This is a genomic window from Pleomorphomonas diazotrophica (genome assembly GCF_002844595.1).
Lineage (GTDB): Bacteria > Pseudomonadota > Alphaproteobacteria > Rhizobiales > Pleomorphomonadaceae > Pleomorphomonas > Pleomorphomonas diazotrophica.
The window spans coordinates 784160-808651 of the sequence record NZ_PJNW01000002.1; the positions used below are offsets into that span (position 1 = coordinate 784160).

At 64.3% G+C, this 24492-nt stretch carries 20 protein-coding genes; 16 read left to right on the forward strand and 4 right to left on the reverse strand.

The genetic code is table 11. From position 1 onward, the window contains the following. The first annotated feature begins 1 nt into the window (after position 1). Genes CXZ10_RS04580 through CXZ10_RS04590 form a run of 3 tightly spaced genes read left to right on the forward strand, consistent with a single transcriptional unit; the run spans position 2 to position 3260 of the window. Complete coding sequence (locus tag CXZ10_RS04580; protein ID WP_101287856.1) at positions 2-958, forward strand: ABC transporter permease; 957 nt, start codon at positions 2-4, stop codon at positions 956-958. Further along, entirely contained in the window at positions 958-1995 is a 1038-nt protein-coding gene (locus tag CXZ10_RS04585; RefSeq protein WP_425298913.1) for a LacI family DNA-binding transcriptional regulator, read from the forward strand. Before CXZ10_RS04580 ends, CXZ10_RS04585 begins: the two co-directional genes overlap by 1 nt. Before the next feature lie 20 nt (positions 1996-2015). After that, complete coding sequence (locus CXZ10_RS04590) at positions 2016-3260, forward strand: Gfo/Idh/MocA family protein (protein ID WP_101287861.1); 1245 nt, start codon at positions 2016-2018, stop codon at positions 3258-3260. 6 nt (positions 3261-3266) lie between these two features. Here the strand turns inward: CXZ10_RS04590 and CXZ10_RS04595 are convergent, their stop codons facing one another. Beyond that, complete coding sequence (locus tag CXZ10_RS04595; protein WP_101287863.1) at positions 3267-3845, reverse strand: GNAT family N-acetyltransferase; 579 nt, start codon at positions 3843-3845, stop codon at positions 3267-3269. 246 nt (positions 3846-4091) lie between these two features. On the opposite strand from CXZ10_RS04595, the gene CXZ10_RS04600 reads away from it, so the two are divergent. The 9 genes from CXZ10_RS04600 to CXZ10_RS04640 all read left to right on the forward strand — a co-directional run bounded on the left by CXZ10_RS04600 (position 4092) and on the right by CXZ10_RS04640 (position 15659). Next, positions 4092-5582 carry an efflux transporter outer membrane subunit gene (locus CXZ10_RS04600; protein WP_244617074.1) on the forward strand — a complete coding sequence of 497 codons (1491 nt, stop codon included), beginning with the start codon at positions 4092-4094 and terminating at the stop codon, positions 5580-5582. Positions 5583-5747: 165 nt separating this feature from the next. Further along, on the forward strand, positions 5748-6995 hold the full coding sequence (locus CXZ10_RS04605; RefSeq protein ID WP_101287866.1) for an efflux RND transporter periplasmic adaptor subunit: 1248 nt from the start codon (positions 5748-5750) through the stop codon (positions 6993-6995). Positions 6996-6998: 3 nt separating this feature from the next. Beyond that, a complete protein-coding gene (locus CXZ10_RS04610; protein ID WP_101287869.1) occupies positions 6999-8963 on the forward strand; it encodes a MacB family efflux pump subunit in 1965 nt (654 codons plus the stop codon). Between the two features lie 111 nt (positions 8964-9074). Next, positions 9075-9872, forward strand: coding sequence for an alpha/beta hydrolase (locus tag CXZ10_RS04615; RefSeq protein WP_101287871.1), 798 nt, complete (start codon positions 9075-9077; stop codon positions 9870-9872). 89 nt (positions 9873-9961) lie between these two features. Next, positions 9962-10666: a CerR family C-terminal domain-containing protein gene (locus CXZ10_RS04620; RefSeq protein WP_101287873.1), complete on the forward strand. Its 705-nt coding sequence runs from the start codon at positions 9962-9964 to the stop codon at positions 10664-10666. Next, on the forward strand, positions 10663-11676 hold the full coding sequence (gene hlyD / locus CXZ10_RS04625) for a secretion protein HlyD (RefSeq protein ID WP_101287875.1): 1014 nt from the start codon (positions 10663-10665) through the stop codon (positions 11674-11676). Before CXZ10_RS04620 ends, hlyD begins: the two co-directional genes overlap by 4 nt. Beyond that, positions 11673-13418: an ATP-binding cassette domain-containing protein gene (locus CXZ10_RS04630; protein WP_101287877.1), complete on the forward strand. Its 1746-nt coding sequence runs from the start codon at positions 11673-11675 to the stop codon at positions 13416-13418. Before hlyD ends, CXZ10_RS04630 begins: the two co-directional genes overlap by 4 nt. Then, the gene (locus CXZ10_RS04635) at positions 13418-14545 is read left to right on the forward strand and encodes an ABC transporter permease (protein WP_180335892.1); all 1128 of its coding nucleotides are present in this window, start codon (positions 13418-13420) and stop codon (positions 14543-14545) included. The genes CXZ10_RS04630 and CXZ10_RS04635 overlap by 1 nt, the downstream gene beginning before the upstream one ends. A gap of 1 nt (position 14546) precedes the next feature. Next, positions 14547-15659, forward strand: coding sequence for an ABC transporter permease (locus CXZ10_RS04640; protein ID WP_101287882.1), 1113 nt, complete (start codon positions 14547-14549; stop codon positions 15657-15659). Positions 15660-15708: 49 nt separating this feature from the next. Here CXZ10_RS04640 and CXZ10_RS04645 read toward each other — a convergent pair whose 3' ends face one another. Next, a complete protein-coding gene (locus CXZ10_RS04645; RefSeq protein WP_101287884.1) occupies positions 15709-17742 on the reverse strand; it encodes a HAMP domain-containing methyl-accepting chemotaxis protein in 2034 nt (677 codons plus the stop codon). A gap of 715 nt (positions 17743-18457) precedes the next feature. Between CXZ10_RS04645 and ugpB the strand changes: the two genes are divergently transcribed. From ugpB to ugpC, 4 genes are all read left to right on the forward strand, one after another. After that, a complete protein-coding gene (gene ugpB / locus CXZ10_RS04650; protein WP_101287886.1) occupies positions 18458-19777 on the forward strand; it encodes a sn-glycerol-3-phosphate ABC transporter substrate-binding protein UgpB in 1320 nt (439 codons plus the stop codon). A gap of 109 nt (positions 19778-19886) precedes the next feature. Then, positions 19887-20771 (forward strand): sn-glycerol-3-phosphate ABC transporter permease UgpA, encoded by an 885-nt coding sequence (ugpA, locus tag CXZ10_RS04655; protein WP_101287888.1) that lies wholly within the window; start codon positions 19887-19889, stop codon positions 20769-20771. 10 nt (positions 20772-20781) lie between these two features. Beyond that, complete coding sequence (gene ugpE / locus CXZ10_RS04660) at positions 20782-21630, forward strand: sn-glycerol-3-phosphate ABC transporter permease UgpE (protein WP_101287890.1); 849 nt, start codon at positions 20782-20784, stop codon at positions 21628-21630. 2 nt (positions 21631-21632) lie between these two features. Then, positions 21633-22709 carry a sn-glycerol-3-phosphate ABC transporter ATP-binding protein UgpC gene (gene ugpC, locus CXZ10_RS04665; protein ID WP_101287893.1) on the forward strand — a complete coding sequence of 359 codons (1077 nt, stop codon included), beginning with the start codon at positions 21633-21635 and terminating at the stop codon, positions 22707-22709. Here ugpC and CXZ10_RS04670 read toward each other — a convergent pair. Further along, positions 22694-23386 carry a cysteine hydrolase family protein gene (locus CXZ10_RS04670; protein WP_101287895.1) on the reverse strand — a complete coding sequence of 231 codons (693 nt, stop codon included), beginning with the start codon at positions 23384-23386 and terminating at the stop codon, positions 22694-22696. The two genes, ugpC and CXZ10_RS04670, sit on opposite strands and share 16 nt — an antisense overlap. Positions 23387-23536: 150 nt before the next feature. Continuing rightward, a complete protein-coding gene (locus CXZ10_RS04675) occupies positions 23537-24436 on the reverse strand; it encodes a proline iminopeptidase-family hydrolase (protein ID WP_101287897.1) in 900 nt (299 codons plus the stop codon). Positions 24437-24492: the final 56 nt, after the last annotated feature.

Here is a 24492-nt window from a genome sequence, read left to right on the forward strand (position 1 = left end):
CATGAACCGCTTCGCGGACCATGCCAAGAACCCGCTGCTGATCTCCTCCATCGCCATTCTGGCGCTGCTCGTCATCGGCGAACTGGTATCGCCGGGCTTTGCGCGCGGCGACCAGATCGTCCGTCTTCTGACGGTATCGGCCATCCTCGGCATCGCCGCCGCTGGACAAAACCTTGTCATTCTCGGCGGGCGCGAGGGCATCGACCTGTCGATCGGCGCCGTCATCTCGCTCGGCGCCGTCATCGCCGGCAATGTGATGAACGGTTCCAACGCCGCCATACCCCTGGCCTTCGCCGCCGCCTGCTGCGCCGGTTTCCTGATCGGAGTCGTCAACGGGCTCGGCGTCACCTATCTGCGCATTCCGCCGCTGGTCATGACGCTCGGCATGATGGGTGTCATCCAGGGCGGCCTCGTGGTGCTGTCTCGCGGTGTGCCCTCTGGCAACGCGGCACCCGCCTTGATGGCTTTCGTCAGCCGCTCGGCCTTTCTCGGCATTCCCGGCATCCTGTTTGTTTGGGCGGCGATCATCGCGCTGATGGCGCTGGTACTGAAGCGGACGCGTTTCGGCTGGTCGATCTACGCCATCGGCTCCAACGAGAACGCCGCGGTGCTGACCGGCCTGCCGGCGCGCCGCATCCGCGTGCTGCTCTATGGTCTCGCCGGTCTCTTCGGCGGCTTCACCGGCGTCTGTGTCATCGGCTACACCGGCAACTCGTTCATCAGCGTCGGCGACCAGTATGTGCTGCCATCGGTGATCGCGGTGGTGATCGGCGGCACGTCGTTGTCGGGCGGTGCAGGTTCCTATACCGGTACGGCGCTTGGTGCCATTGCTCTGATCTTGCTGCAAAGCGTGCTGACCACGCTGAACCTGGAGTTCTGGGGACGGCAAGTGATCTTCGGGGTGACGCTGCTGCTCTTGATGCTGCTTTATGGTCGGCAAGCGCGGTTGAGGGTGTGATTGCCATGGCAGATTCCGTCAATATTCGCGACGTCGCCGCGATGGCCGGCGTGTCGGTGGCCACCGTGTCGCGCACCCTCAAGAACCCCGATCTCGTGCGGCCGGAAACGCGCGAGACGGTGCTGCGCTGCGTCGCCGAGCTCGGCTTCGTACCGAACGCCCAGGCGCGCCATTTCCGACGGCAGGCCACCGACACGGTGATCCTGCTGGTGCGTGACATCTCCAACCCGTTCTACCTCGACGTCTTCAAGGGCGTGGAAGACGTGGCCTCTTCGGCTGGTTACAAGGTGCTGATGGGCGACGCCCGCTCCGATCCGGCGCGCGTCCACCATTATATCGACATGGTGCGCGAGCGGCATGCCGACGGCCTCATCCTGATGACCGGCTCGATGCCGGTGGAGCTTGCGGATGCGGGATTGCCGCCGATGGTGGTGGCGCTCGAATATCTGCCGACGCGCAAGTTGCCGACCGTACTGATCGACAACGAAGGGGCTGGCGCCAAGGCGACGCAGCATCTGCTGGATCTCGGACACACGGCCATCGCCCATATCAGTGGGCCGGTGCCGGAGGTGATGAGCGTCGCGCGCGTCGCCGGCTGGCGCAAAGCCTTGGCGGAGGCCGGCATTCCTCCCGACGAGCGGCTCACGGTGCGGGGCGACTTCAGTCTGGCCTCTGGTGAGGCGGCGGTCGATGAACTCTTCGCGCGAGGTCTGCCCTTTTCGGCCATCTTCGCCGCCAACGACGAAATGGCGGTCGGCGCCATCAACCGTCTCAGGGCGCGCGGGGCTTCGGTGCCGGGCGACATCTCCGTGGTCGGCTTCGACGATACGATCTTCGCCGTCGCCTGCAATCCGCCGCTGACCACCGTCCGTCAGCCGCAGCGCGAGATCGGCGTCGAAGTCATGCGGCTGATGATCGAGCGGCTGGAAGGCCGCCTTGCACCGGATGCGACCGTGGTCATGCCGACCGAACTCATTCTGCGCTCATCGACCACTGTGGCCAAGCCGGATGCCAGGATGGCCGCCGGACAAAGATAAACGATCTGGGAGGACAAGACATGACGACCGATTTTCCGCGCCAGACCCTCCGCATCGGCTTTGTGGGCAGCGGCTTCATCGCGCATTTCCATCTGAAGTCGCTGGTCGGCGTCCGCAACGTCGAGGTAACCGGTGTCTATTCGCCGACCGAAGGCAAGCGCAGGGCCTTCGCCGGCGCCGTGCGCGATCTCGATCTTGGTTCCTGTACCGCCCATCCGAGCCTGGAAGCGCTACTGACGGCGCCTGATGTCGATGCCGTCTGGGTGCTGTCGCCCAACTATACGCGTCTCGACGTGATGCGGGCGCTGCATGATCTCAAGAAAGCCGGCCGCTCGACGATCCATGCCGTTGCCTGCGAGAAGCCGCTCGCCCGGACGCTGCGCGAGGCACGCGAAATGCTGCGGCTCGTCGAGGACGCCAAGCTCATCCACGGTTATCTCGAGAACCAGGTGTTTTCGACGGCCGTCATGCGCGGCAAGGACATCATCTGGCGGCGCGCCGTTCCGGCGGCCGGGCGCCCCTATCTGGCGCGCGCCGCCGAGGAGCACGCCGGCCCGCACGAGCCTTGGTTCTGGAAGGGCGATCAGCAGGGCGGTGGTGTGCTGCTCGACATGATGTGCCATTCCGTCGAAGTGGCGCGCTTCCTGTTGACGCGGCCGGATGCGCCGCGCTCGTCGCTGAAGCTCAAGTCGGCGACGGGCGCCGTCGCCTGCCTTAAATGGACGCGACCGAACTATGCCGCCGAACTCAAGGAGCGCATGGGACCGACGGTCGACTACAGCCGGCGGGCCAGCGAGGATTTCGCACGCGGCATGATCACGCTTGAGGATGACCTTGGTCAGGAAGTGATCATCGAGGCGACCACATCCTGGGCCTATGTCGGCGCTGGTTTGCGTATCCAGCTCGAGTTGCTAGGCCCCGAGTATGCTCTCGAATTCTCCTCGCTCAACACCGGTCTCAAGGTGTTCATGTCGCGCCGGGTCAGCGGCAGCGAGGGCGAAGATCTCGTCGAGAAGCAGAATGCCGAGCAAGGCCTGATGCCCGTGTTGGAGGACGAGGCCGGCATCTATGGCTACACCGACGAGAACCGCCACATGGTCGAGCGCTTCCGCAAGGGACAGGCGCCGGACGAGACGTTCGCCGATGGCGTGGCCGTGATCGAGATGTTGATGGCGCTCTACAAGTCGGCAGAGGAGGGGCGCACCGTCTATTTCGATCGCGAGGATCTTTCCGATTTCGTTCCAGCCGTCGGCCGGCCCGACTGATCCAGTCTATGCGGTCTCCTGCGCCTGGAACTCCCCGCGCAGGAGGCCGTAGCAGAGCGAGCCGGTGATCGAACCGTCGGGGTGGCGTTTGTCGGCACGCAGATGTCCCTCGCGGCGCATGCCCAGCCGTTCGGCGATGCGCTGGCTGGCGAGGTTGGTATCGTCGCACCAGAGCCCGACGCGCCATGCGCCGCATTCGCGGAACAGCGCGGCAACCGTGGCCGATACGGCCTCAATCGTATATCCCTGCCTCAGGTGCGCTTCGTCGCAGAAATAACCGACGAGGTAGCCGGGCAGGTTCGAGTCGCCGACGCCGACGTAGACCTGTCCGATAAAGGTTCGGTCGCTGCGGCGGAAGGCGCCCAGGAAAGCGGCCGTGCCGGTGTCCGCTGCTTCGTGGAACGCCTTTATCGCGGCGAGCGCATCCGCTTCACTGGCGATCTTCATCGCCGCATTGCCGCTCTCGAAACGGGCAAGATGGGCGCGGTTGCGAAGCGCCATCGTGGCGTACCAAGCGGCATCGTCCGGCGTGTAACGACGCAGGACGAGACGTTTCGTGGTAACGCTCGAAGGGAGGATGGGCATCGGGCAAACTCACATGCAACCATGGGACGCGGTGGGTTTGGATGGTGACAGGTGTCGCGTCAAGCGTGGTGCTTTTCCCGATGCAACCGATGGCACTCGTGTCGGAACCTATCGGCAGAGGCATCCCCCTCCAACAATTCGGTGGGTTGCAAAGAATGGATACACTTTTCAACCTCTTTTGATTTGCCGGGCGCCCCCGAAGCGGTCCAAATCCCAGCGGTTTCAAAACGGATAGCCAGTACAGCCATGGTTTTGCGCGCGGATATGATGGTCAATGCTTCCCCTTCCTTCCGCCGCGCAGCCGGGATCACCATCCCGCTCCTCGGCCTCATTCTGTCGGGCTGCGCCGTCGGCCCGGACTACATGGTGCCGAGGCTTGCACTGCCGGTGAGCTGGAGTTCGTCGGGCACCGAAACGCCGTCGCGACCGGTTGAGCTCGCGCGCTGGTGGGAACGGCTTGGCGACAAGGAACTCGACGCCCTGGTCGAGGAGGCGGTCGCAGGCAATCTCGACGTTGCTGCGGCCAAGGCCAGGATCCGCACGGCGCGTGCCACCGAGCGCCAGACGAATGCGGCGCTGGCGCCATCTGCCGACGCCTCGTCGTCGGCGGCGCGACAGAAGTCGCAAGGCGAAGTCGGCAATCAGTTCAAGGGTGGTTTCGACGCTTCCTGGGAACTCGACTTGTTCGGTGCCAATGCTCGGTCGTCGGAAGCAGCACGTTACGGCAGCCAGGCGGCCGACGAGGATCTCAATGCGGTACTTCTGACGCTGGTTGGCGACGTCGCTTCCAACTACGTGGCGGCACGCGGCTATCAGGCCCGCATCGCGCTGGCCCGGCAAAGCGCTGCGTCGCAGCGCGAGACGGCGGCCCTGACGCGCAAGAAGTTCGAGGCGGGTTCGGCGTCGGCGGTCGACGTCGCCAATGCCGAAGGGCAGGCGGCGAGCACCGAGGCCAAGGTGCCGGACCTTCAGACGTCCTATGCCGAGGCCGTCCATCGCCTTGCCGTCCTGACGGGCCGTGGCCCGGCGGAACTCGATGCCCGCATGAAGCGGGGTGGCCCCATCCCGAGGCCTCGACGGCCCGTGCCGACCGGCTTGCCGGCCGACCTTCTCGCCAACCGGCCGGATATCCGGCAGGCCGAGCGTGAGTATGCCCAGGCGACGGCAAAAATCGGCGCTGCCACAGCCGCGCGCTATCCGTCGGTCAGCCTGTCCGGCGCCATCGCGACAACCGCGACGAGCGTGGGCGATCTCGGCAAGTCCTCATCCATTTCCTGGAGCCTGGGGCCGTCCCTGTCGGTGCCGATCTTCAACGCCGGCAAGCTCGCCGCCGCACAGGAGGCCGCCGAGGCGACGCGCGACCAGTATTTCGTCGCCTACAAGGCTGCGGTGCTCGGCGCGTTGGAGGATGTGGAGAACGCCATCGTCGCCTACCGGCAGGAGCGCATCAAGAACGGCCGCCTCGCTGCCGCCACGCAGTCATACCGCAAGGCGTCGGAGCTGGCGCAATCGCTCTACCAGTCGGGGTCATCCAGTTTCCTCGATGTGCTCGATGCCGAGCGTTCGCTCTATTCGGCCGAGGATTCGCTGCTCACCAGCACGGTCGCCATCGCCGACAACTATATCACCCTCAACAAGGCGCTGGGCGGCGGGTGGGACGGTATTGTCGACGCCTCGAAGCCAGAGGTCGTGGATGCCAACACCGGCCCGCGCCTACGGAAAGTGTCCGCCAACTGACCCAATGGCTTTGGGCCGCGAGCCGGCGCATCCCCGGCGAGCTCCGGAAACAATGTCCCTTTTCGTGCCTGCCGTCGTCAACCCCCTGGGCTTGACCGTAACTCCCGGCAATCCGTTCGCCGGTTGCGTGTTCGTCTTGCCGGCCCATTTCACAGGATGCCGCGCATGACCATCGCCCCGCGCAAACGCAAGAGCCGCCGCGGCCCGATCCTCCTCGTGGCGCTTGTTGCCCTCGCCGTAACCGCCTACGTCGTCAAGGACCGCTACTATGCGGCGCCGACGGTGACCATGATGACCGCCACCGTTACGCCGGGCAGCGTCGAGGAAACCGTGTTGGCTACGGGCCAGCTCCGGCCTGTGAAACTGGTGGCCGTCGGAGCACAGGTCTCGGGCCGCATCACCTCGCTCGCCGTCGGGCTCGGCGATCGCGTCAAGGCTGGTGATCTGATCGCCGAGATCGACTCGGTGACGCAGCAGAACGATCTCAAGAAGGCCGAGGCCTCGCTTGCCAGCGTCCGTGCCCAGCGATCGGAAAAGGAAGCGTCGCTGACGCTGGCCCGGCAGACGCTGGAGCGTCAGCAGACCATGGTCAGCCAGAACGCCGTGGCACGCGCCGATCTCGAAAGCGCCGAGGCAAGCGTCAAGACAACCGAAGCGCAGATCGCCGCCCTCGATGCCGAGATCCAATCCTCGGAAGTGGCTGTGGCGACGGCTGAGGCCGATCTCGGCTATACCCGCATCACGGCGCCGATCGACGGCACGGTGCTCGCCGTGGTCAGCCAGGCCGGGCAGACGGTCAATGCCGTTCAGTCGGCCCCGACCATCGTGGTGCTCGGCCAGCTCGATACCATGACCGTACGCGCGGAGATCTCCGAGGCCGACGTCGTTCATGTCACGCCGGGCCAGAAGGTCTATTTCACCATCATCGGCGACCCCGACCATCGCTATGACGCGACGCTCGAAAGTATCGACCCGGCACCGGCGTCGATCCGCAACGACTCCGACATCACCTCGTCGAGTTCTTCCTCCTCGTCGAGCTCATCTTCGACGGCCATCTATTATTACGGCAACTTCAACGTCCCTAATCCCGAAGGTCGTCTCCGCACCTACATGACCGCCGAGGTGAACATCGTGCTCGGCCGCGCTGAGAACGTGCTGACGGTACCGGCCGCTGCTCTGGGCAACCGCGAGCCCGATGGGGCATATCGCGTCAAGGTTCTCAATACCGACGGCAGCACGGACGAACGGCGCGTCGAGATCGGTCTCAACGACAAGGTCACCGCCGAGGTGAAGTCCGGCCTTTCCGACGGCGACAAGGTGGTGACTGGCGAAATGACCGCAGCCCAACGGGCAGCATCCTCGTCCTCGCTGAGGCTTGGCCGGGGAGGTGGCGGGCCACCTCCGGGGATGTGAGCCATGGCCGACCTCATCCGGCTGGAAAAGCTCCGGCGTGAATTCCCATCCGGCGACGGCACCATCACCGTTTTGAAGGACCTAGACCTGGTGATCGAGGCCGGCGAGATGGTGGCCATCGTCGGCGCCTCCGGCTCCGGCAAGTCGACACTGATGAACATCCTCGGCTGCCTCGATCGGGCGACGGCCGGCAGCTATCGCATCTCCGGTCGGGAAACCGCCTTGCTGGAGCCGGACGAACTCGCCGCCCTCCGGCGCGAGCATTTCGGCTTCATCTTCCAGCGCTATCATCTGCTTGGCGAGCTCGACGCGCTCGCCAATGTGGAGATACCGGCCATCTATGCCGGCATGGCGCCGCGCGACCGGCGGGCGCGGGCGGAAAGCCTGCTCGACCGGCTTGGCATGAGCGACCGCACCGACCATCGGCCGGGGCAGCTTTCGGGCGGTCAGCAGCAGCGGGTTTCCATTGCCCGCGCCCTGATGAACGGCGCCAACGTCATCCTCGCCGACGAACCGACCGGGGCCCTCGACAAACACTCCGGCGAGGAGGTGCTGCGTATCCTCGAGGAGCTGAACGCCGAGGGCAAGACGATCATCATCGTCACCCACGACATGAACGTCGCCAGCCGGGCGCGCCGCATCATCGAAATTTCCGACGGCGTCATCCTCAGCGATCGGCGACGCGAGCCGGCAGCGGACATCGCTCCCGTTGCCGAATCGGTACCGTCTGGCGAAAAGCCGCGGCGCGGCGGCTATCTTCGGTCGTTGACCGATCGCTTCCGTGAGGCGCTGCGCATGGCGGTGCTGGCCATGGCGGCACATCGTCTTCGCACCTTCCTCACCATGCTCGGCATCATCATCGGCATCGCCTCGGTGGTGTCGGTGGTGGCGATCGGGCAGGGCACGCAGCAGCAGGTGCTCGCCAATATCTCCAGCCTTGGCACCAACACGCTGGAAATTTTCGCCGGACGCAATTTTGGCGACACCCGGTCCGGGAAGATCACCACGCTGGTGGTATCCGATGCCGAGGCATTGGCACGCCAGAGCTACGTCGCAGCGGTGACCCCCACGGTTTCCACCAGCAAGACCCTGCGCGTTGGTTCGCAAGAGGCGAGTGCCCTCGTCAACGGTGTCGGCGAGCAGTATTTCGCCGCGCGCGGCACCAAGCTCGCCGAAGGCAGCTTCTTCGACGCCCGGTCGGTGCGCAGCCGGGCCACCGACGTGGTCATCGATGAGAACACCCGCAAGACCCTGTTCGCCGATGATCCGGTGTCGCCGGTGGGGCAGGTGCTGCTGATCGGCAACGTGCCGGCGCGCATCGTCGGGGTCACGGAGCCACAGCAGGGTGGTTTCGGCTCCAGCCAGAACCTTTCCGTCTATCTGCCCTACACAACGGTGCAGACCCGTTTCCTGGGCGATCTGTCGCTGCGCTCGATCACCGTGCGCGTTGCCGACGACGTCGATACGAGCCTTGCCGAACAGGACGTCACGCGCTTTCTGACACAACGTCACGGCAGCCAGGATTTCTTCATCCTCAACACCGACGACATCCGGCAAACGATCACCTCGACCACGCAGATGCTGACCTTGCTGATCGCGGCGATCGCCGTCATCTCGCTGGTGGTCGGGGGCATCGGCGTCATGAACATCATGCTGGTGTCGGTGTCCGAACGGGTGAGCGAGATCGGTGTGCGCATGGCGGTCGGCGCCCGACAGGGCGATATCCTGCAGCAGTTCCTGATCGAGGCCGTGCTGGTGTGCCTGATCGGCGGCCTTTGCGGCATCGGTACCGCCTTCGGCATCGGCCAGTTGGTACGACTGGCGTCCAGCGACTTCACGCTGATCTACTCTACGACCTCGATCATTGCCGCCTGCCTCTGCTCCACGCTGATCGGGGTGGTGTTCGGCTTCCTGCCGGCCCGCAACGCCTCGCAGCTCGATCCGGTGGTCGCCTTGTCGCGAGACTGAGGGAACGTGCAACTCGGAAACGAGTTCGCAGGCCATAGACACGCATGCCCGGACGCTGAAATACTGCCGTCAGTTAGGCTTGGATGCTCCCTGCGGATCAGAGGTGCAGCAATGAGTGAACTCTCATCTGTCGGTTTGTCGGTCGAATCCGGCGTCGTGCCCGGCTGGAATGTACCAATCCGGACATACAGGAACCCGGAGGCAAATCCCAAGGCCCAGCTGGTATTCGCCCACGGAGGGGGCTTCAGCTGGGGCACCCTGGATGACTACGACCAGATCTGCCGAAACCTGGCGGCGGGTACGGTAAGCACCGTGATTTCCGTCGACTATCGTCTGGCACCCGAAAACCCATTTCCGGCCGGTTTTGACGATGTCTACCATGCCGCGGTGTGGGCGGCTTCCCAGCTCAACAAGTTCAACGAAGAGAAGCTGATCATCGCCGGCGACAGCGCAGGCGCCTGCCTTGCGGCGGGGGTGGCGCAGCGCGCCGCGGCCGAACAGTCCATGAGTTTGGACGGACAGCTCCTGATCTATCCCATGATCGAGTACTATGACCGCACTCCACCCGAGTTCTTCACCCTTTCGGACCGCTTTCATCCCAGCTTCGACGCGATCCGCGGCGCCTGGGATACCTATCTTGGTGGGCCAAGGACAGAGCTGCCTCCCTATGCGGTCCCTCCCAGAGCAACGGACCTGTCAGCTCTCCCGCCTGCTTTTCTCGCCGTGGCAGAAAACGATCCGCTGAGGTTCGAGGCCCTGTCCTACGCTGCGGCGATGCACGCAGCCGGCGTTCGTGTCGAGCACAGACAATACGGCGGGGTCGGGCACGGCTTTCTGTCAGAGCGCCCCGACGCATCAAGCGTGCGCTCCGCCATCCTCGATATAGCGACCTGGATCGGGCGGTTGTGATCCAGCGCCCGGCGTCTCTGCGTTTGCCGGTCTTGACGCCACATAAATCAGTCGATTGACTGAAGTGATTCTGGGTGTAGAATGGCGGCATGACCAAAGCGCCTTCCTCCCGGTCCGCCACTGACGCTGTTCGCAATGACGGCGCTCGCGAAAAGCTGCTTCTTGCCGCACTCGAGCTGTTCGGACAGTACGGCTTTGACGGCGTGTCGACCCGCAAGCTCGCCGAGCGAGCCGGGGTGAACCTCCAGGCGATCAACTATTATTTCGACAACAAGCGCGGTCTCTACAACGCCGTCGCCGACTATCTGATCGAACGATTACAGGTTCGCATCGGCGAGCGGCGGAAGATGGTGCTCGGACGTTTCGCAGAGGCCCAGTTCGGAGGACGGCCGATCGATGTGGACGAGGCGCGCGCCATCCTCACCATGCTCGGCGAGTCCATGCTGACTCTGTTCGCCGATGACGAGTCGGCCGTGTGGGTCCGTTACATGGTGCGCGAGCAAGCCGAACCAACCGAAGCCTACGACCGCATCTACACGGGCTTCATGCAGCCGATGCTGACGGCCGTACGCCATCTCGTCGGCATCCTTCTCGAAGCTGATCCCAACTCCGAGCGCGTAAGGCTGCGGACGCTGTCTCTGGTCGGTTCGCTGATCGTCTATCGCGTCGGACGGGCAACCATCCTGCGCGAGATGGAATGGTCGTCGGTCGGCCCGAAGGAAATCACCGCGATCCGCCGTATTGCCTCCGAACTCGTCGCCAGCATCCACCCCATCGGGGAAAATCCAACATGAACAAGATCGTCCCCGTCGTCCTGCTCCTTGCCGCCGCTGGTGCTGGCGCTGCCTGGCACTTCGGCCTGCCGCAGCGCTACGGCTACTTCCTGCCGGCGCCGCCGGCGCAGGTGCTCTACGGCAACGTCGACATCCGGCAGGTGTCGCTCGGCTTCCGCGTTGGCGGTCGGCTCGCCGCCGTGGCGGTGGAAGAAGGCGATGCGGTGAAGACCGGGAATGTGCTGGCCCGCCTCGATGCCGGTCCCTATGAGATCGCGGCTCGCGCCGCCGAGGAAAATGTCGCGGCGCTCAGGGCAACGCTCGACAAGCTCAGGGCGGGCGCCCGTCCGTCGGAGATCGAGAAGGCGCGCGCCGCCTATCAGGAGCAGGTCGCCAACCTTGCCAATGCCGAGCTGGCGCTCTCCCGGGCCGGTCAGTTGCGCAGCCAGGGCACCGTGGCCCAGTCGAGCCTCGATACGGCCACCGCCGCCAAGGACATGGCAAGCGCCCGCGTCGCCAATGCCAAGGCTGCGCTGACACTGATCGAGGAGGGCAGCCGCACCGAAGATATCGCTGCCGCCGAGGCACAACTACGGGCCGCCGAGGCGCAGCTCGATGCCGCCCGCACGTCGCTTGCCGACACCGAACTGAAGGCACCGGCCGATGGCGTCATCCTGTCGCGGGTCAGCGAGCCGGGCGCCATCGTTGCCTCGTCGACCAATGTGCTGGTGCTGGCGCTGACCGAGCCGGTCTGGGTGCGCGCCTATGTGTCCGAGGTGGATCTCGGCCGTGTCCATCCGGGGCTGAAGGTCAAGGTCACCTCCGACAGCATGACCGGCGCCGGCTACGAGGGGCAGGTGGGCTTCATTTCGCCGGTGGCCGAGTTCACGCCGAAGTCGGTCGAGACGCCGGATCTGCGCACCGACCTCGTTTACCGGCTCCGCATCGTCATCGACCATCCGGGCAAGGATCTCAGGCAGGGCATGCCGGTGACCGTTCACCTGCCGCCCGCGGCGAGCGAGGCAAAATGAGCACCGGCGACGGCAAGCCCGTCCTCGTTCGTCTCGCCGGTGTCGTCAAGCGCTTCGGCGATGGCGCGCCGGCGCTCGACGACGTGTCGGGCGACATTCGTGGCGGTGAAATCACCGGTCTCGTCGGCCCCGATGGCGCCGGCAAGACGACGCTGATCCGCCTGATGACCGGCTTGATGCAGCCCGAAGCCGGCCGCATCACCGTGCTCGATCATGACGCCCGCGCCGAGGCGCCGGCCATCCAGGCGGCGATCGGCTACATGCCGCAGCGCTTCGGTCTCTACGAGGACCTGTCGGTTCAGGAAAACCTCGATCTCTATGCCGACATGCGCGGCCTGCCGCACCGCCAAAGGCCGGCCGTATTCGACGAGTTGCTGACCTTCACCGACCTCAAGCGCTTCACGGCACGGCTTGCCGGCAAGCTTTCCGGTGGCATGAAGCAAAAGCTCGGCCTCGCCTGCGCACTGATCCGCAAGCCGCGTCTTCTGTTGCTCGATGAGCCGGGCGTCGGCGTCGATCCCATTTCGCGGCGCGAACTTTGGAAGATGGTGGAGAACCTCACGGACGAGGGTATCGGCGTCGTCTGGTCGACCGCCTATCTCGACGAGGCGGAGGCTTGCGACCGCGTTCTTCTGATGAACGCCGGCAAGCTCCTCTATTCTGGCGCGCCGTCCGGCCTCACCGATCGGGTTGCCGGCCGCGTGCAGCGACTGACCGGCATCGAAGGCAGCCGACGCCGATTGCTGGCCCGTCTGCTGGACGAGGACAGGGTTGTCGATGGCGTCATCCAGGGCGAGGCGATCCGGCTGGTGTTGGCTGAAGCGGGTGACGCCGACGCCGTCGCAAAAGCGATCAATACCGACGCCACCCGCCTGGTTCCTGCGACGCCTCGTTTCGAGGACGCCTTCGTCGACATGCTGGGGGGTGGTCCCGGTGGACGCTCGGCGCTGGCCGAGGCACAGGCGCCGCGCGAAACCGGCAATGGCCGACCGGTCATCGAGGCACGCGGATTGACCAAGCGCTTCGGCGACTTCACTGCCGCCGATCGCATCACCTTCGACATTCCGCGCGGGCAGATCTTCGGACTCCTTGGTCCGAATGGCGCCGGCAAGTCCACCACGTTCAAGATGCTCTGCGGCCTCCTGAAGCCGACGGAGGGCGAGGGCAGGGTGGCCGGCTTCGATCTGCGCCGCGATGCGGCCGAGGCGCGCAACCGGCTCGGCTACATGGCGCAGAAGTTCTCGCTCTACGGCGATCTGTCGGTCGCCCAGAATCTCGACTTCTTCGCCGGCGTCTACGGCCTGTCCGGCGCGCGCCGGCGGGAACGCATCGCTATGATGCTCGACATCTTCGACCTGAAGCGGCAGGCCGCCATGTCGGCCAAGGACCTGCCGCTCGGCCTCAAGCAGCGTCTCGCGCTCGCGGCGGCCGTCATGCACGAACCCGAGGCTCTGTTCCTCGACGAACCGACCTCAGGCGTCGACCCCATCACCCGCCGCGAGTTCTGGACGCATATCAATGGTCTCGTCGAGAAGGGGGTGACGGTTCTGGTCACCACTCACTTCATGGACGAGGCGGAGTACTGCGACCGCATCTCGCTGATCTATCGGGGCAAGTCGATCGCCCTCGGCTCGCCCGACGAGCTCAAGGCCAAGGTGGCCAAGCCCGACCGGCCGGACCCCACCATGGAAGACGCCTTCATCTCCCTGATCGAGGCGAGCGAGCAGGAGGCCGCCGCATGATCACGCATCGCCGCGGCAGAGCCCGCCGTGTCCTCGCCCTCATTCGCAAGGAAAGCTTCCAGATCGTCCGCGACCCCTCCAGCATCCTCATCGCGCTGGTCTTGCCGCTGATCCTTCTGTTCCTGTTCGGCTATGGCGTGTCGCTGGACACCACGCGCACCCGCGTCGGGCTCGTGCTGGAGGAGACCACCCCCGTTACCCTCGACCTCGCCGCCAGCTTCCAGAACTCGCGCTATTTCGATGTGACGATCGGTCGCGACCGGCGCGTGTTCACGGCAGATCTTGTCCAGAGTCGGATCGGCGGTATCCTGGTCATACCCGACGGCTTCACCGCCGATCTGACGGCCGCTCGCCACCCGGCTGTGCAGGTGATCGTCGATGGCGCCGACCCCAACACGGCCAACTTCGTGCAGAATTACGCGGCCGGTACGGTCTCCACCTGGGAGGCGCAACGGGCGGCCGAGCGGGCGTTGACGGCGATGCCGCTCGCCGTTCAGCAGCGCGTCTGGTTCAACCCCGAGCTCACCAGCCGCAACTTCCTGGTGCCGGGATCGATCACCATCGTCATGACGCTGGTCGGAACGTTGCTCACCTCGATGGTGATCGCCCGCGAGTGGGAACGCGGCACCATGGAAGCGATGATGGCAACGCCCGTCACGGCCTGGGAGTTGCTCGCCGGCAAGATCGTGCCCTATTTCCTGCTCGGTCTCGGATCGATGAGCCTCTGCGTCGCGCTCGCCGTCTGGCTTTTCGGTGTGCCGTTCCGGGGATCGGTTCTGGCGCTTTATGCGCTGTCGTCCGCCTTCCTGATGCCGGCGCTGGGGCAGGGCTTCCTGATATCGGCGGTCACCAAGAACCAGTTCCTCGCCTCGCAACTGGCGCTGTTGTCGGGCTTCCTGCCGAGCTTTCTCTTGTCGGGCTTCATCTTCGAGATCAACTCGATGCCCCTGGTGATCCAGTACATCTCGATGATCGTGCCAGCCCGGTACCTGATCCCGAGCCTGCAATCGGTCTTCCTGGCCGGCGACATCTGGCCGCTGTTCCTGCGCTCGATCCTCGTTCTCCTGGCATTCGGCTTCGTTCTCTTTGCCGTCGCCATCCGCAAGACCGCCAAGAGGATCGCCTGACATGGGACTGACACGTCTCTTCGCCCTCGTCCGGAAGGAGTTCCTCGCCCTCTTTCGCGATCCCAAGAGCCGGATGATCCTGATCGCGCCTCCGGTGATGCAGTTGCTGGTGTTCTCCTACGCGGCCACCCTTGAAGTGCAGAACGTCGACGTCATGGTGCTCAACCGCGATGCCGGTCATTGGGGAAGCGAGTTCACGAGCCGCATCGAGGCATCGCCGCAGTTTCGCCTCGTCCAACGCACCCAGGACCCCGCAGAGCTTCGGGAGGCGATCGACCGCGAGCGGGTGATCGCGGCTGTGGAAATCGGCGCGGACTTCTCGCGCAACATCGAAGCCGGCACGACCGCCGATCTCGCCATCATTCTCGACGGCCGGCGGTCCAACGCTTCGCAGATCGTCGGCGGCTACCTTTCCTCCATTGCCGCCGGTCTCGCCGCCGACACCCCGGCCGGCAAGCGGCTTGCGACGGTCCGCGTTGGCACCGTGGCACGCAACTGGTTCAATCCCAGCCTGGATTTCAAATGGTTCATGGTGCCTGGTCTCGTCGCCTCGATCGCCATGCTGGTTGGCCTGTTGGTGACGTCGCTTTCCATCGCCCGTGAACGTGAACTGGGCACCTTCGATCAGTTGATGGTGTCGCCGCTTCGGACCCATGAGATCCTGATCGGCAAGGTGATCCCGCCGATCCTGATCGGCTTGCTGCACATCACCCTGTTCATTCTCGCCGCCGTCTGGATCTTTGGCATTCCCCTGCGCGGGTCGCTGATCGCCCTCTATGCGGCGGCCTTCTTCTACCTGATCTCGCTGGTCGGCTTCGGCCTGTTCATCTCGGCCATGGCGGCTACCCAGCAGCAGGCCATCCTTGGCGCCTTCCTGTTCCTCGCGCCGGCGATGCTGCTCTCCGGCTTCGCCACGCCAATCGCCAACATGCCCGAGTGGTTGCAGGCGCTCACCTACGTCAATCCGCTCCGCTATTTCCTGGTGATCGTGCGCGGCGTGTTCCTGAAGGACATCCCGCTTGCCGAGATCATCGCGGAAACCGTGCCGTTGGCGCTGATCGCCTGCGTGACGTTGCCTGCGGCGGGATGGCTGTTCCGGCGGCGGCTGGAATGAAAAGCGGCGACCCGAGGGCCGCCGCAAGATCGCTATCGCATGAAGCTTCTCAGGCGCTACGGACCGAGGAGAGGAAGCGGCTCACCTCGTCGCGCAGCGTGTCCGACTGCCGGGCGAGATCGTCGGCCGACGACAGTACCTGCGTCGCCGCGCTGGAGGACTCGGTCGCCGCCTGAGTGATGCCGACGATGTTCTGCGACACCTGATGGGTGCCCGACGAAGCCTGGGAGACGTTGCGGGCAATCTCGTTGGTCGCCGCGCCCTGCTGGTCAACGGCCGCAGCGATGGACGACGCGATGGCGTTGAGCTGCTCGATGATCGAGGTGATGCCGACGATCGCTTCGGCCGACGACTGGGTCGACGACTGGATTTCGCCGATCTGGCGGGAGATCTGCGAGGTCGCCTTCGACGTCTGGTCGGCGAGTTGCTTCACCTCGGCGGCAACCACCGCGAAGCCCTTGCCGGCCTCGCCGGCCCGTGCCGCCTCGATGGTGGCATTGAGCGCCAGAAGGTTGGTCTGGCTGGCGATGCTGTCGATGAGGTTGACCACCTCGCCGATGCGGTTGGCGCTTTCCGCCAGCTCGCGGACGCGGTTGGCGGTCGCCTGCGCGTCGCTGGCCGCGCGGGAGGCGACACGGGTGCTCTCGTCGGCTTGCCGCTTGATCTCGCCGATGGAGGAGGCGAGTTCCTCAGCCGACGCCGCGACGGTTTCGACGTTGGTGGACGCCTCCTCGGCGGCGCTCGCCACCGTGATCGACTGCCCCGACATCTCCTCGGTGGCCGAGGTCATCGATCGCGCGGCAAGCTGCAGCTGGGACGATGCGCTGACCACCGACTGCACCACGCCGCCGACGGCCATCTCAAAGGCGTCGGCGAGCTGGTTCATCTCGCCGCGCCGGCGCTCTTCGGTCACGGCCTTGGCGTGATCCTGCTCGACGCGCAGACGCTCGTTCTCCTGCAGCCCCTCCTTGAAGACGTTGAGTGTCGCGGCCATCGTACCCACTTCGTCTGCCCGGCCGAGGCCGGGAATGGTCACTGCGAGCTCACCGGTCGACAGGCGCTGCATGGCGCGGGTGATGGAGACGATTGGACGGGAAATGCCACGGCCGAGCAGAAAGGCGAACACCAGCCCGATGACGAGACCGCCGGCCGAGATGCCCCACAGCATGGTCTCTGACGACGCCAGCATCTGCTCGGACTTTGCCTGCAATGCGGCCTGGCTCTTGGTGGCGACGCCCATGAAGGCGTTGAGCGTGTCGGTGATGGCGGCGACCTTGTCATTGAGCGCCGCGACATCCTTGATGTTCTGAAGACTGGAGGCTTGAATGACCGTGAAATCGGACTCGTATTGCTGCGCCTTGTCGCGCAGCTCGGCAAATGTTGACCGCAGTTCCTTCGGACCGGACTTGGCCGTGGAATCGATCCAGCTGTCCGCCGTGGTCAGCGTGTCGAGCGCCGTCTGAAGCGACTCGTCGTCGAGGTTGGCAAGGGCGACATTCACCTGATTCTGCACAAGCAGGATCAGCCGCAGGATCTCGTTGACGGTATCGCGCGTGGCGGCGTCGCTGGTGGCCAGCGCAATGGCGGCCACGTCCTCAAGGCCCTTCTGCACGGCGGCGACGGCCGGTTCCATCGACTGGGCGCGCATCGTGGCCAACTTGGCTTTTTCGCTACCGATGCGGGCGAGTTCCGTTGCGTAGGACTCGAACTCCAGGCTGAGTTCCTGAAGCGTATCGCGTTGCCCAAAGTCGGAAACCTTGCTGGTTCCCTCGGCAATGGCGGCGCGCAGAAGTTCGGCCTGCTTTTCGGTGGCCTGAGCCGTACCGGGCAGCGAGGTGTAGATGAGCTCGCGGCTCAGACGGCGATACTCCAGGAACTTGGCCTGGATGTCATTGGCGATGCTGACTTCGACATTGCGCGTGGCAAGGTCGGTCACGACGCTGTTCGACTGGGAAAACGTCCGGAGCGCGACGCCTGCCACGATAGTCATCAACGTTAGCGCTATCAGAAAACCCGAAACGATCTTTGCCGATATGCCGAGCCGCCAGGCCTTTCCCTTGAGCTTGCCAACAGTCCAGCGCATCTCTCTCTCCCAAAAGCAATCGTCCGGGCAATTTCCTGCCTGAACCGCGCGTTCAAACCTGTGGGCTCATTTCAGGACTGACTGGGTTAAGCCGCCGTTTATTCCCGCGACAAACTTGAGAAGCTGACGCTGCTGCCTGAACAAATGTCGAGATACTTGACGATGTGCTTTGTTCCGGTTTGAGGTGAAACGATACAATCTGTAGTGAACCACTGTAGAGTCTATTGTATATTTTCATTCACTGATAGTATATTTGATGTGTATGTGGACTTACGACGTAACTCCACTGTAAAGATGGCTTGCAGCCTTCGGAGAAAGCGTCCCTTGCCTGGCCGCTCTCCAGCGTCGTCTTGCAAAACGAAGGCGGGTTATTGGCTGACCGGCTTCCCAAGATACCCGTGTGCCAACGGTTTCCTTCAAGTTGGTGGAAGCCACATCAGGCTCAAATGGGCCGAGTGAAAGTACGTATCGACGAAAGGACTAGATGTTTTTCCCGTCCCGCTGCGCTGTCGGCGCTTGGTCCGAAAGGTGCGAAATTGCAGACCGCTGCCGATTCCTGTCGGTTTTCCGGTCCGGGCCGGTGGTTGGCGGGGGCGTCAATGGCCCTTCCGAACCGTCTTCGCTGTCGTCGAACCGTCATGGCGCAGCAATCTACCCGTCACACACCGCTCCTACTGCTTGCCGTCACCGACAACCTTGAGAGTAGGAAAACGCCATGCTGACGCGGTCCTTCATCGCTGGACTTGCCCTGACCTTCCTGTCCGGCTCGTCTTTCGCCGCCACCGAAATCACCTGGTGGCATGCCATGGGCGGCGAACTCGGCAAGAAGCTCGATGAAATCGTCGCCAAATACAACGCCTCTCAGGGCGACTATAAGGTGACGGCCGTCTACAAGGGGTCCTATCCCGAGACCATGACGGCTGCCATTGCCGCCTTCCGCGCCAAGCAGCAGCCCGACATCGTACAGGTGTTCGAGGTCGGCACCGGCACCATGATGGCGGCCGAGGGCGCCGTCTATCCGGTCTATCAGCTGATGAAGGATACCGGCGCCACCTTCGATCCGAAGGCCTTCCTGCCGGCCGTCGTCGGCTACTACACCGATACCGACGGCAGCATGCTGTCGATGCCGTTCAACTCGTCGACGCCGATCCTCTACTACAACAAGGACGTCTTCCAGAAGGCCGGGCTCGATCCCGAGCAGCCGCCCAAGACCTGGGAGGAGGTGGAGTCCTTCTCGAAGAAGATCATGTCGTCGGGCGCTGCCAAGTGCGGCTTCACCACCGGCTGGATCTCCTGGATTCAGCTCGAAAACTTCTCGGCCTGGCACAATCAGCCGATCGGCACCCAGCAGAACGGCATCGGCGGCATGGACGCCGAACTAACCTTCAACGGCGACCTGCAGGTCCGCCACTGGACCAATCTCAAGAAATGGCAGGACGAGGGGCTGTTCCAATATGGCGGCCCGGCCGGCGGCAACGACGCTCCGCCGAAATTCTACAGCCAGGAATGTGCGATCTACATGAACTCCTCGGCCTCGCGGGCCGGCGTGATCGCCAACTCCAAGGACTTCAAGGTCGGCTTCGGCATGCTGCCCTATTATTCGGACGTTCAAGGCGCGCCGCAGAACTCAATCATCGGTGGCGCCACGCTCTGGGTTCTGAAGGGACACGACGAAGCCGAGTACAAGGGCGTCGCCAACTTCTTCACCTTCCTGTCGTCGCCGGAGGTACAGGCCGACTGGCATCAGTATTCCGGCTATCTGCCGATCACCGAGGCCGCCTACAGGCTCGGTCAGGAGCAGGGCTTCTATGCCAAGAACCCCGGTTCGGACGTCGCCATCAAGCAGATCACGCTCAATCCGCCGACCGACAACTCCAAGGGCCTGCGCTTCGGCAACTATGTGCAGATCCGTGACGTGATCGACGAGGAGTTCCAGAACCTGCTCGCCGGAAAGAAGGCTCCGAAGGAGGCGCTCGACTCCGTCGTGACGCGCGGCAACAAGCTGATCGCCGACTTCCGCGCCGCCAACGGCTGAGACCGCAAACCCGATCAAGCGCGGCGCCGGCGGGTTCGCCCGTTCGGCGCCAGCTTTCATCACGGCGGCTGATACGCGATGCCGCCCGGCTTCTCGATCCGGTTTTCTCATGCAGACCAAGCGCACCGTCTTCGGCAACCGCCTGCTGCCTTACGCGCTCCTCTTGCCGCAGATCGCAGTGACCGTCGTGTTCTTCCTGTGGCCGGCGGCCCAGGCGGTTCTCCAGTCCTTCCAGCGAGAGGACGCCTTCGGTCTTTCAACCACCTGGGTCGGCCTTGCCAACTACCTCGACCTTCTGGACGACCCGAGCTATCTCAACTCGCTCAAGGTAACGGCCATCTTCGCGCCGGCGGTAACGCTGTTGTCGGTGGGGCTCGGGCTCGTCTTCGCCGCCAGTCTCGACCGGCTCGTCCGCGGCGGCCGCGCCTATTCGACCTTGCTGGTCTGGCCCTACGCCGTGGCGCCAGCCGTCGCCGGCATCATGTGGTGGTTTCTGTTCAATCCCACCGTCGGCCTGCTGCCTTACCTTCTTGCCATGATCGGTTATCGCTGGGACCATGCGTTGCAGCCAACAGACGCCATGATCTTGGTGGTGATCGCCGCGAGCTGGAAGCAGGTTTCCTACAACTTCCTGTTCTTCATGGCCGGTCTGCAGGCGATCCCCAAATCGATGATCGAGGCGGCGGCCATCGACGGCGCCGGGCCGGTGAAGCGCTTCTTCACCATCGTCTTCCCGCTTCTGTCGCCGACCACCTTTTTCCTGGCGGTGATCAACCTCGTCTACGCGATGTTCGACACCTTCCCGGTGATCCACGCGACCACCGGCGGCAATCCGGCTCAGTCGACCAACATCCTGGTCTACAAGGTGTTCGTCGACGGCTTCATCGGCCTCAACCTCGGCTCGTCGGCGGCGCAATCGGTGGTGCTGATGGCCATCGTGGTGGCGCTCACCGTGATCCAGTTCAAGTGGGTCGAGCGCAAGGTAACCTATTGAGGAACCGGCCATGATCGACCGCCATCCCTGGCTCGACGCGCTCGCCCATGCCGTATTGATCATCGGCGTGCTGGTCGTTGCCTTTCCCGTCTATGTCGCCGTCATCGCCTCGACGCACGGCCCCAACGACTTCATGTCCGGGCTGGTGCCGTTGCTGCCGGGCGGCGAGATGGTCGCCAACTACCGCTCCATGCTGACCGACGGTCTGTCCAGTTCCGGCGCGCCGCCGCTCGGCGGCATGCTGTTGAACTCGCTGGTGATGGCGCTCGCCATCGCCTTCGGCAAGATCGTCATCTCCATCCTGTCGGCCTATGCCATCGTCTACTTCCGCTTTCCCTTCCGGGCGGTCGCCTTCTGGATGATCTTCATCACGCTGATGCTGCCCGTCGAGGTGCGCATCGTGCCGACCTTCAAGGTGGTGGCCGATCTCGGCCTTCTCGACAGCTACGCCGGCCTGACGATCCCGCTGATCGCCTCGGCGACGGCCACCTTCCTGTTTCGGCAGTTCTTCCTGACGGTGCCGGATGAACTGATGGAAGCGGCTCGTATCGACGGCGCCGGGCCGCTCAAGTTCTTCCGCGACATTCTGCTGCCGCTCAGCCGGACCAACATCGCCGCCCTGTTCGTCATCCTCTTCATCTACGGCTGGAACCAATACCTCTGGCCCTTGATGGTCACCACCACCTCTAGCCACTACACCATCGTCATGGGCATCAAGCGCATGTCGGACGTCGCCGACGCTCTGCCGCAATGGAACGTCGTCATGACCACGGTGGTGCTCGCCATGCTGCCGCCGGTGATCGTGGTGGTCGGCATGCAGCGGCTGTTCGTCAAGGGCCTCATCGAAACGGAGAAGTGAGCATGTCCGCCATCGAAATCGCCGCCGTGAGCAAGGTCTACGCTGGCGGCGTTCGGGCCGTTTCCGAGGTCAGCCTGTCCATTGCCGACGGCGAGTTCATCGTGCTGGTCGGCCCGTCCGGCTGCGGCAAGTCGACGCTGCTCAGGATGATCGCCGGCCTAGAGACGATCTCGTCGGGAACCGTCACGATCGGCAGCCGTGTGGTCAACGACATCGATCCGGCGGCGCGCAACATCGCCATGGTGTTCCAGAACTATGCGCTCTACCCGCACATGAGCGTCTACGACAATCTCGCCTACGGTCTCCGGAACCGCGGCGTTCCCAAGGCGGACATCGACGCCCGCGTTGCCGAGGCGGCGCGCATGCTGGAGATCGAACCATTTCTTGAGCGCAAGCCGAAGCAGCTGTCCGGCGGCCAGCGGCAGCGCGTTGCCATGGGGCGAGCCATCGTCCGTAAGCCCGACGCCTTCCTGTTCGACGAGCCGCTCTCCAATCTCGACGCCAAGCTGCGCGTTTCCATGCGGGGCGAGATCCGCCAGTTGCAGCGCCGGCTCGGCGTCACGTCGGTCTATGTGACGCACGACCAGCTCGAGGCGATGACGCTGGCCGACCGGATCGTCGTCTTGAACGGCGGCCGCGTCGAGCAGGTCGGTCGGCCGCTCGACGTCTATCACAGCCCCGCATCGACCTTCGTTGCGAGCTTCATCGGCTCGCCGGCCATGAATCTCGCCGATGCCGAGGTGATGGGCGGCTCGGTGGCGATCGGCGGGCAAGTGGTAGCACGGGGCGTCGCCGGCATCGTCGACGGCAAGCTGACCGTAGGCCTCCGAGCCGAGGACATCCAGCTAGCCACCTCGGGGGCCGGTGTGCCCTTTGTGGTCCGCTATGTCGAGGAGCTCGGCGCTCTCCGTCTGGTGCATGGCTCGGTCGAGGGGAGGCACCTGACCATGGCACTGTCGCCGGATTTGCCGCTTTCCGACGAGATGAAGGTGGCGGTCGCTGCCGACCGGCTGCATTTCTTCGAGGGAGCTAGTGGCCGGCGGTTGGCCCGGCCGGCTGACGCTCAGGTCGGCAGGTAGCCGATCGCCTCATCGGTGCTCATCACCGAGCAGTAGATCATGTTCATGATCTCAAGCTCGCGATCATGCAGGTCCATGGTGCCGGCAGCGCAGGCATCCTCGGCGACGATGACGTCGAAGCTTTCATCGGCGAGGCTGCGCACCGTCGAGGCGACGCACTGGTCGGTGAAGATGCCGCAGCAGACCACGTGGGTGATGGCGAGGTTGGCGAGCACCAGGCGCAGATTGGTGCCGGTGAGCGCGCTGTCGGTGGTCTTGGTGACGACGATCTCGTCGCCCTCAGGCGCGATGGCCGGCACGATCTGGGACGCCAGCCCATCCTTCGGCAGCAGGAGGTTATTCCAGCCGGGCTTTTTCTGGCTGAGGGAGCGGTCGCGTCCATCATGGCGCAGGGCCGCGATGCGGGCATAGAGCACATCGAGGCCACGGCCGCGGAAAGCGGCAAGCAGCTTCTCAATCGATGGGATCACCGTGCCGTGCATGCGCTCGTGGAAGGGCGTCCAGGCATGATATCGGGCGAGGTCGTCGCCGATCAGTTTCGTCGGATCCGGGCGGTCGAGATAGACGTTCTGAACGTCGATGATGAGCAGCGCCACCTTGCCGGGAAGGAGCATCGGGTCCTCCGGGGCGGGTGCGCCGTCATAATAGAAGGAGCGACGGGCGGTCTTCCAGGTCATGGTTGCTCCTCAACGATGCTGCTTCTTCATGAAGGCTGCTTCTTCATGAAGGCCCGCCCTCGCTTCCGCCGAGGCGAGGCGGGAGGCGAGGGCGGCAGGCCCCTCCGAGTGGCTGGCTCCACATGTACGGAGGGTGAAGGCCGAAAACGGTCACTCGTCGACCGATTTCAGGAAGTCCGACACGGTCGCAAGGCACTTTTCCTGTTCTTCGACGTGCGGCATATGGCTCGACTGCTCGAACAGCACCCAGCGGATGCCGGGCACCTTCTCGACATAGGGGCGGACCACCTCAGGCGTCGCTTCGTCGTACTTGCCGGAGATGAGCAGCGTCGGCACGTTGATCTGCGGCAGGCGGTCCTCGATGGTCCAGTCCTTCATCGTACCGATGACGTGGAACTCGGTGGGGCCGTTCATGTTGATGTAGACGGTGTTGTCGAGGTCCATCAGCTCGAAGGTGCGGCTCACCTCCTTCGGCCAGGGATCGAGCCGGCAGACGTGACGGTTGTAGAATACCCTTGACGCCGCGACATAGTCGGGATGGGTGATGGTGCCGGCTTCCTCGTGCTTCAGTAGCGTCGCCTGTACCTCGGGCGGCAGTTCCTCGCGCAGGCGGTTGGCCTCGCTGACCCAGGTGTGCATGTTGGCCGGCGAGTTGGCGATGATGAGCGCCTTGAGGCCCTTCGGCCGGCGCACGGCATGTTCCGCGCCGAGCATTCCGCCCCAGGACTGGCCGAGATAGGCATAGCGGTCGGCGATGCCGAGATGAGAGAGCAGGGCGTCGAGCTGATCGAGGAACAGCTCGACCGTCCAGAAGTCCTTGCCCTTGTCGGGCAGGTGGGTCGAGTTGCCTGAACCGAGCTGGTCGTAGTGGATGATCGCACGACCATCGAGGTCGGCGATGTGCTTGAAGCTGTCGACGTAATCGTGGGTGCAACCCGGTCCGCCATGGGCGACGATCATCGGCAGTCGGGGCGACGATAGCGAGCCGGTGACGCGATACCAGGTTTCATAGGCGCCGAAGGGCGCAAATCCTTCCACGACATCGACCACTGCTTGCCCTCCGATGCATATGCGTTGGGCAAAAACATAGCGCGACGAAAAGCTGA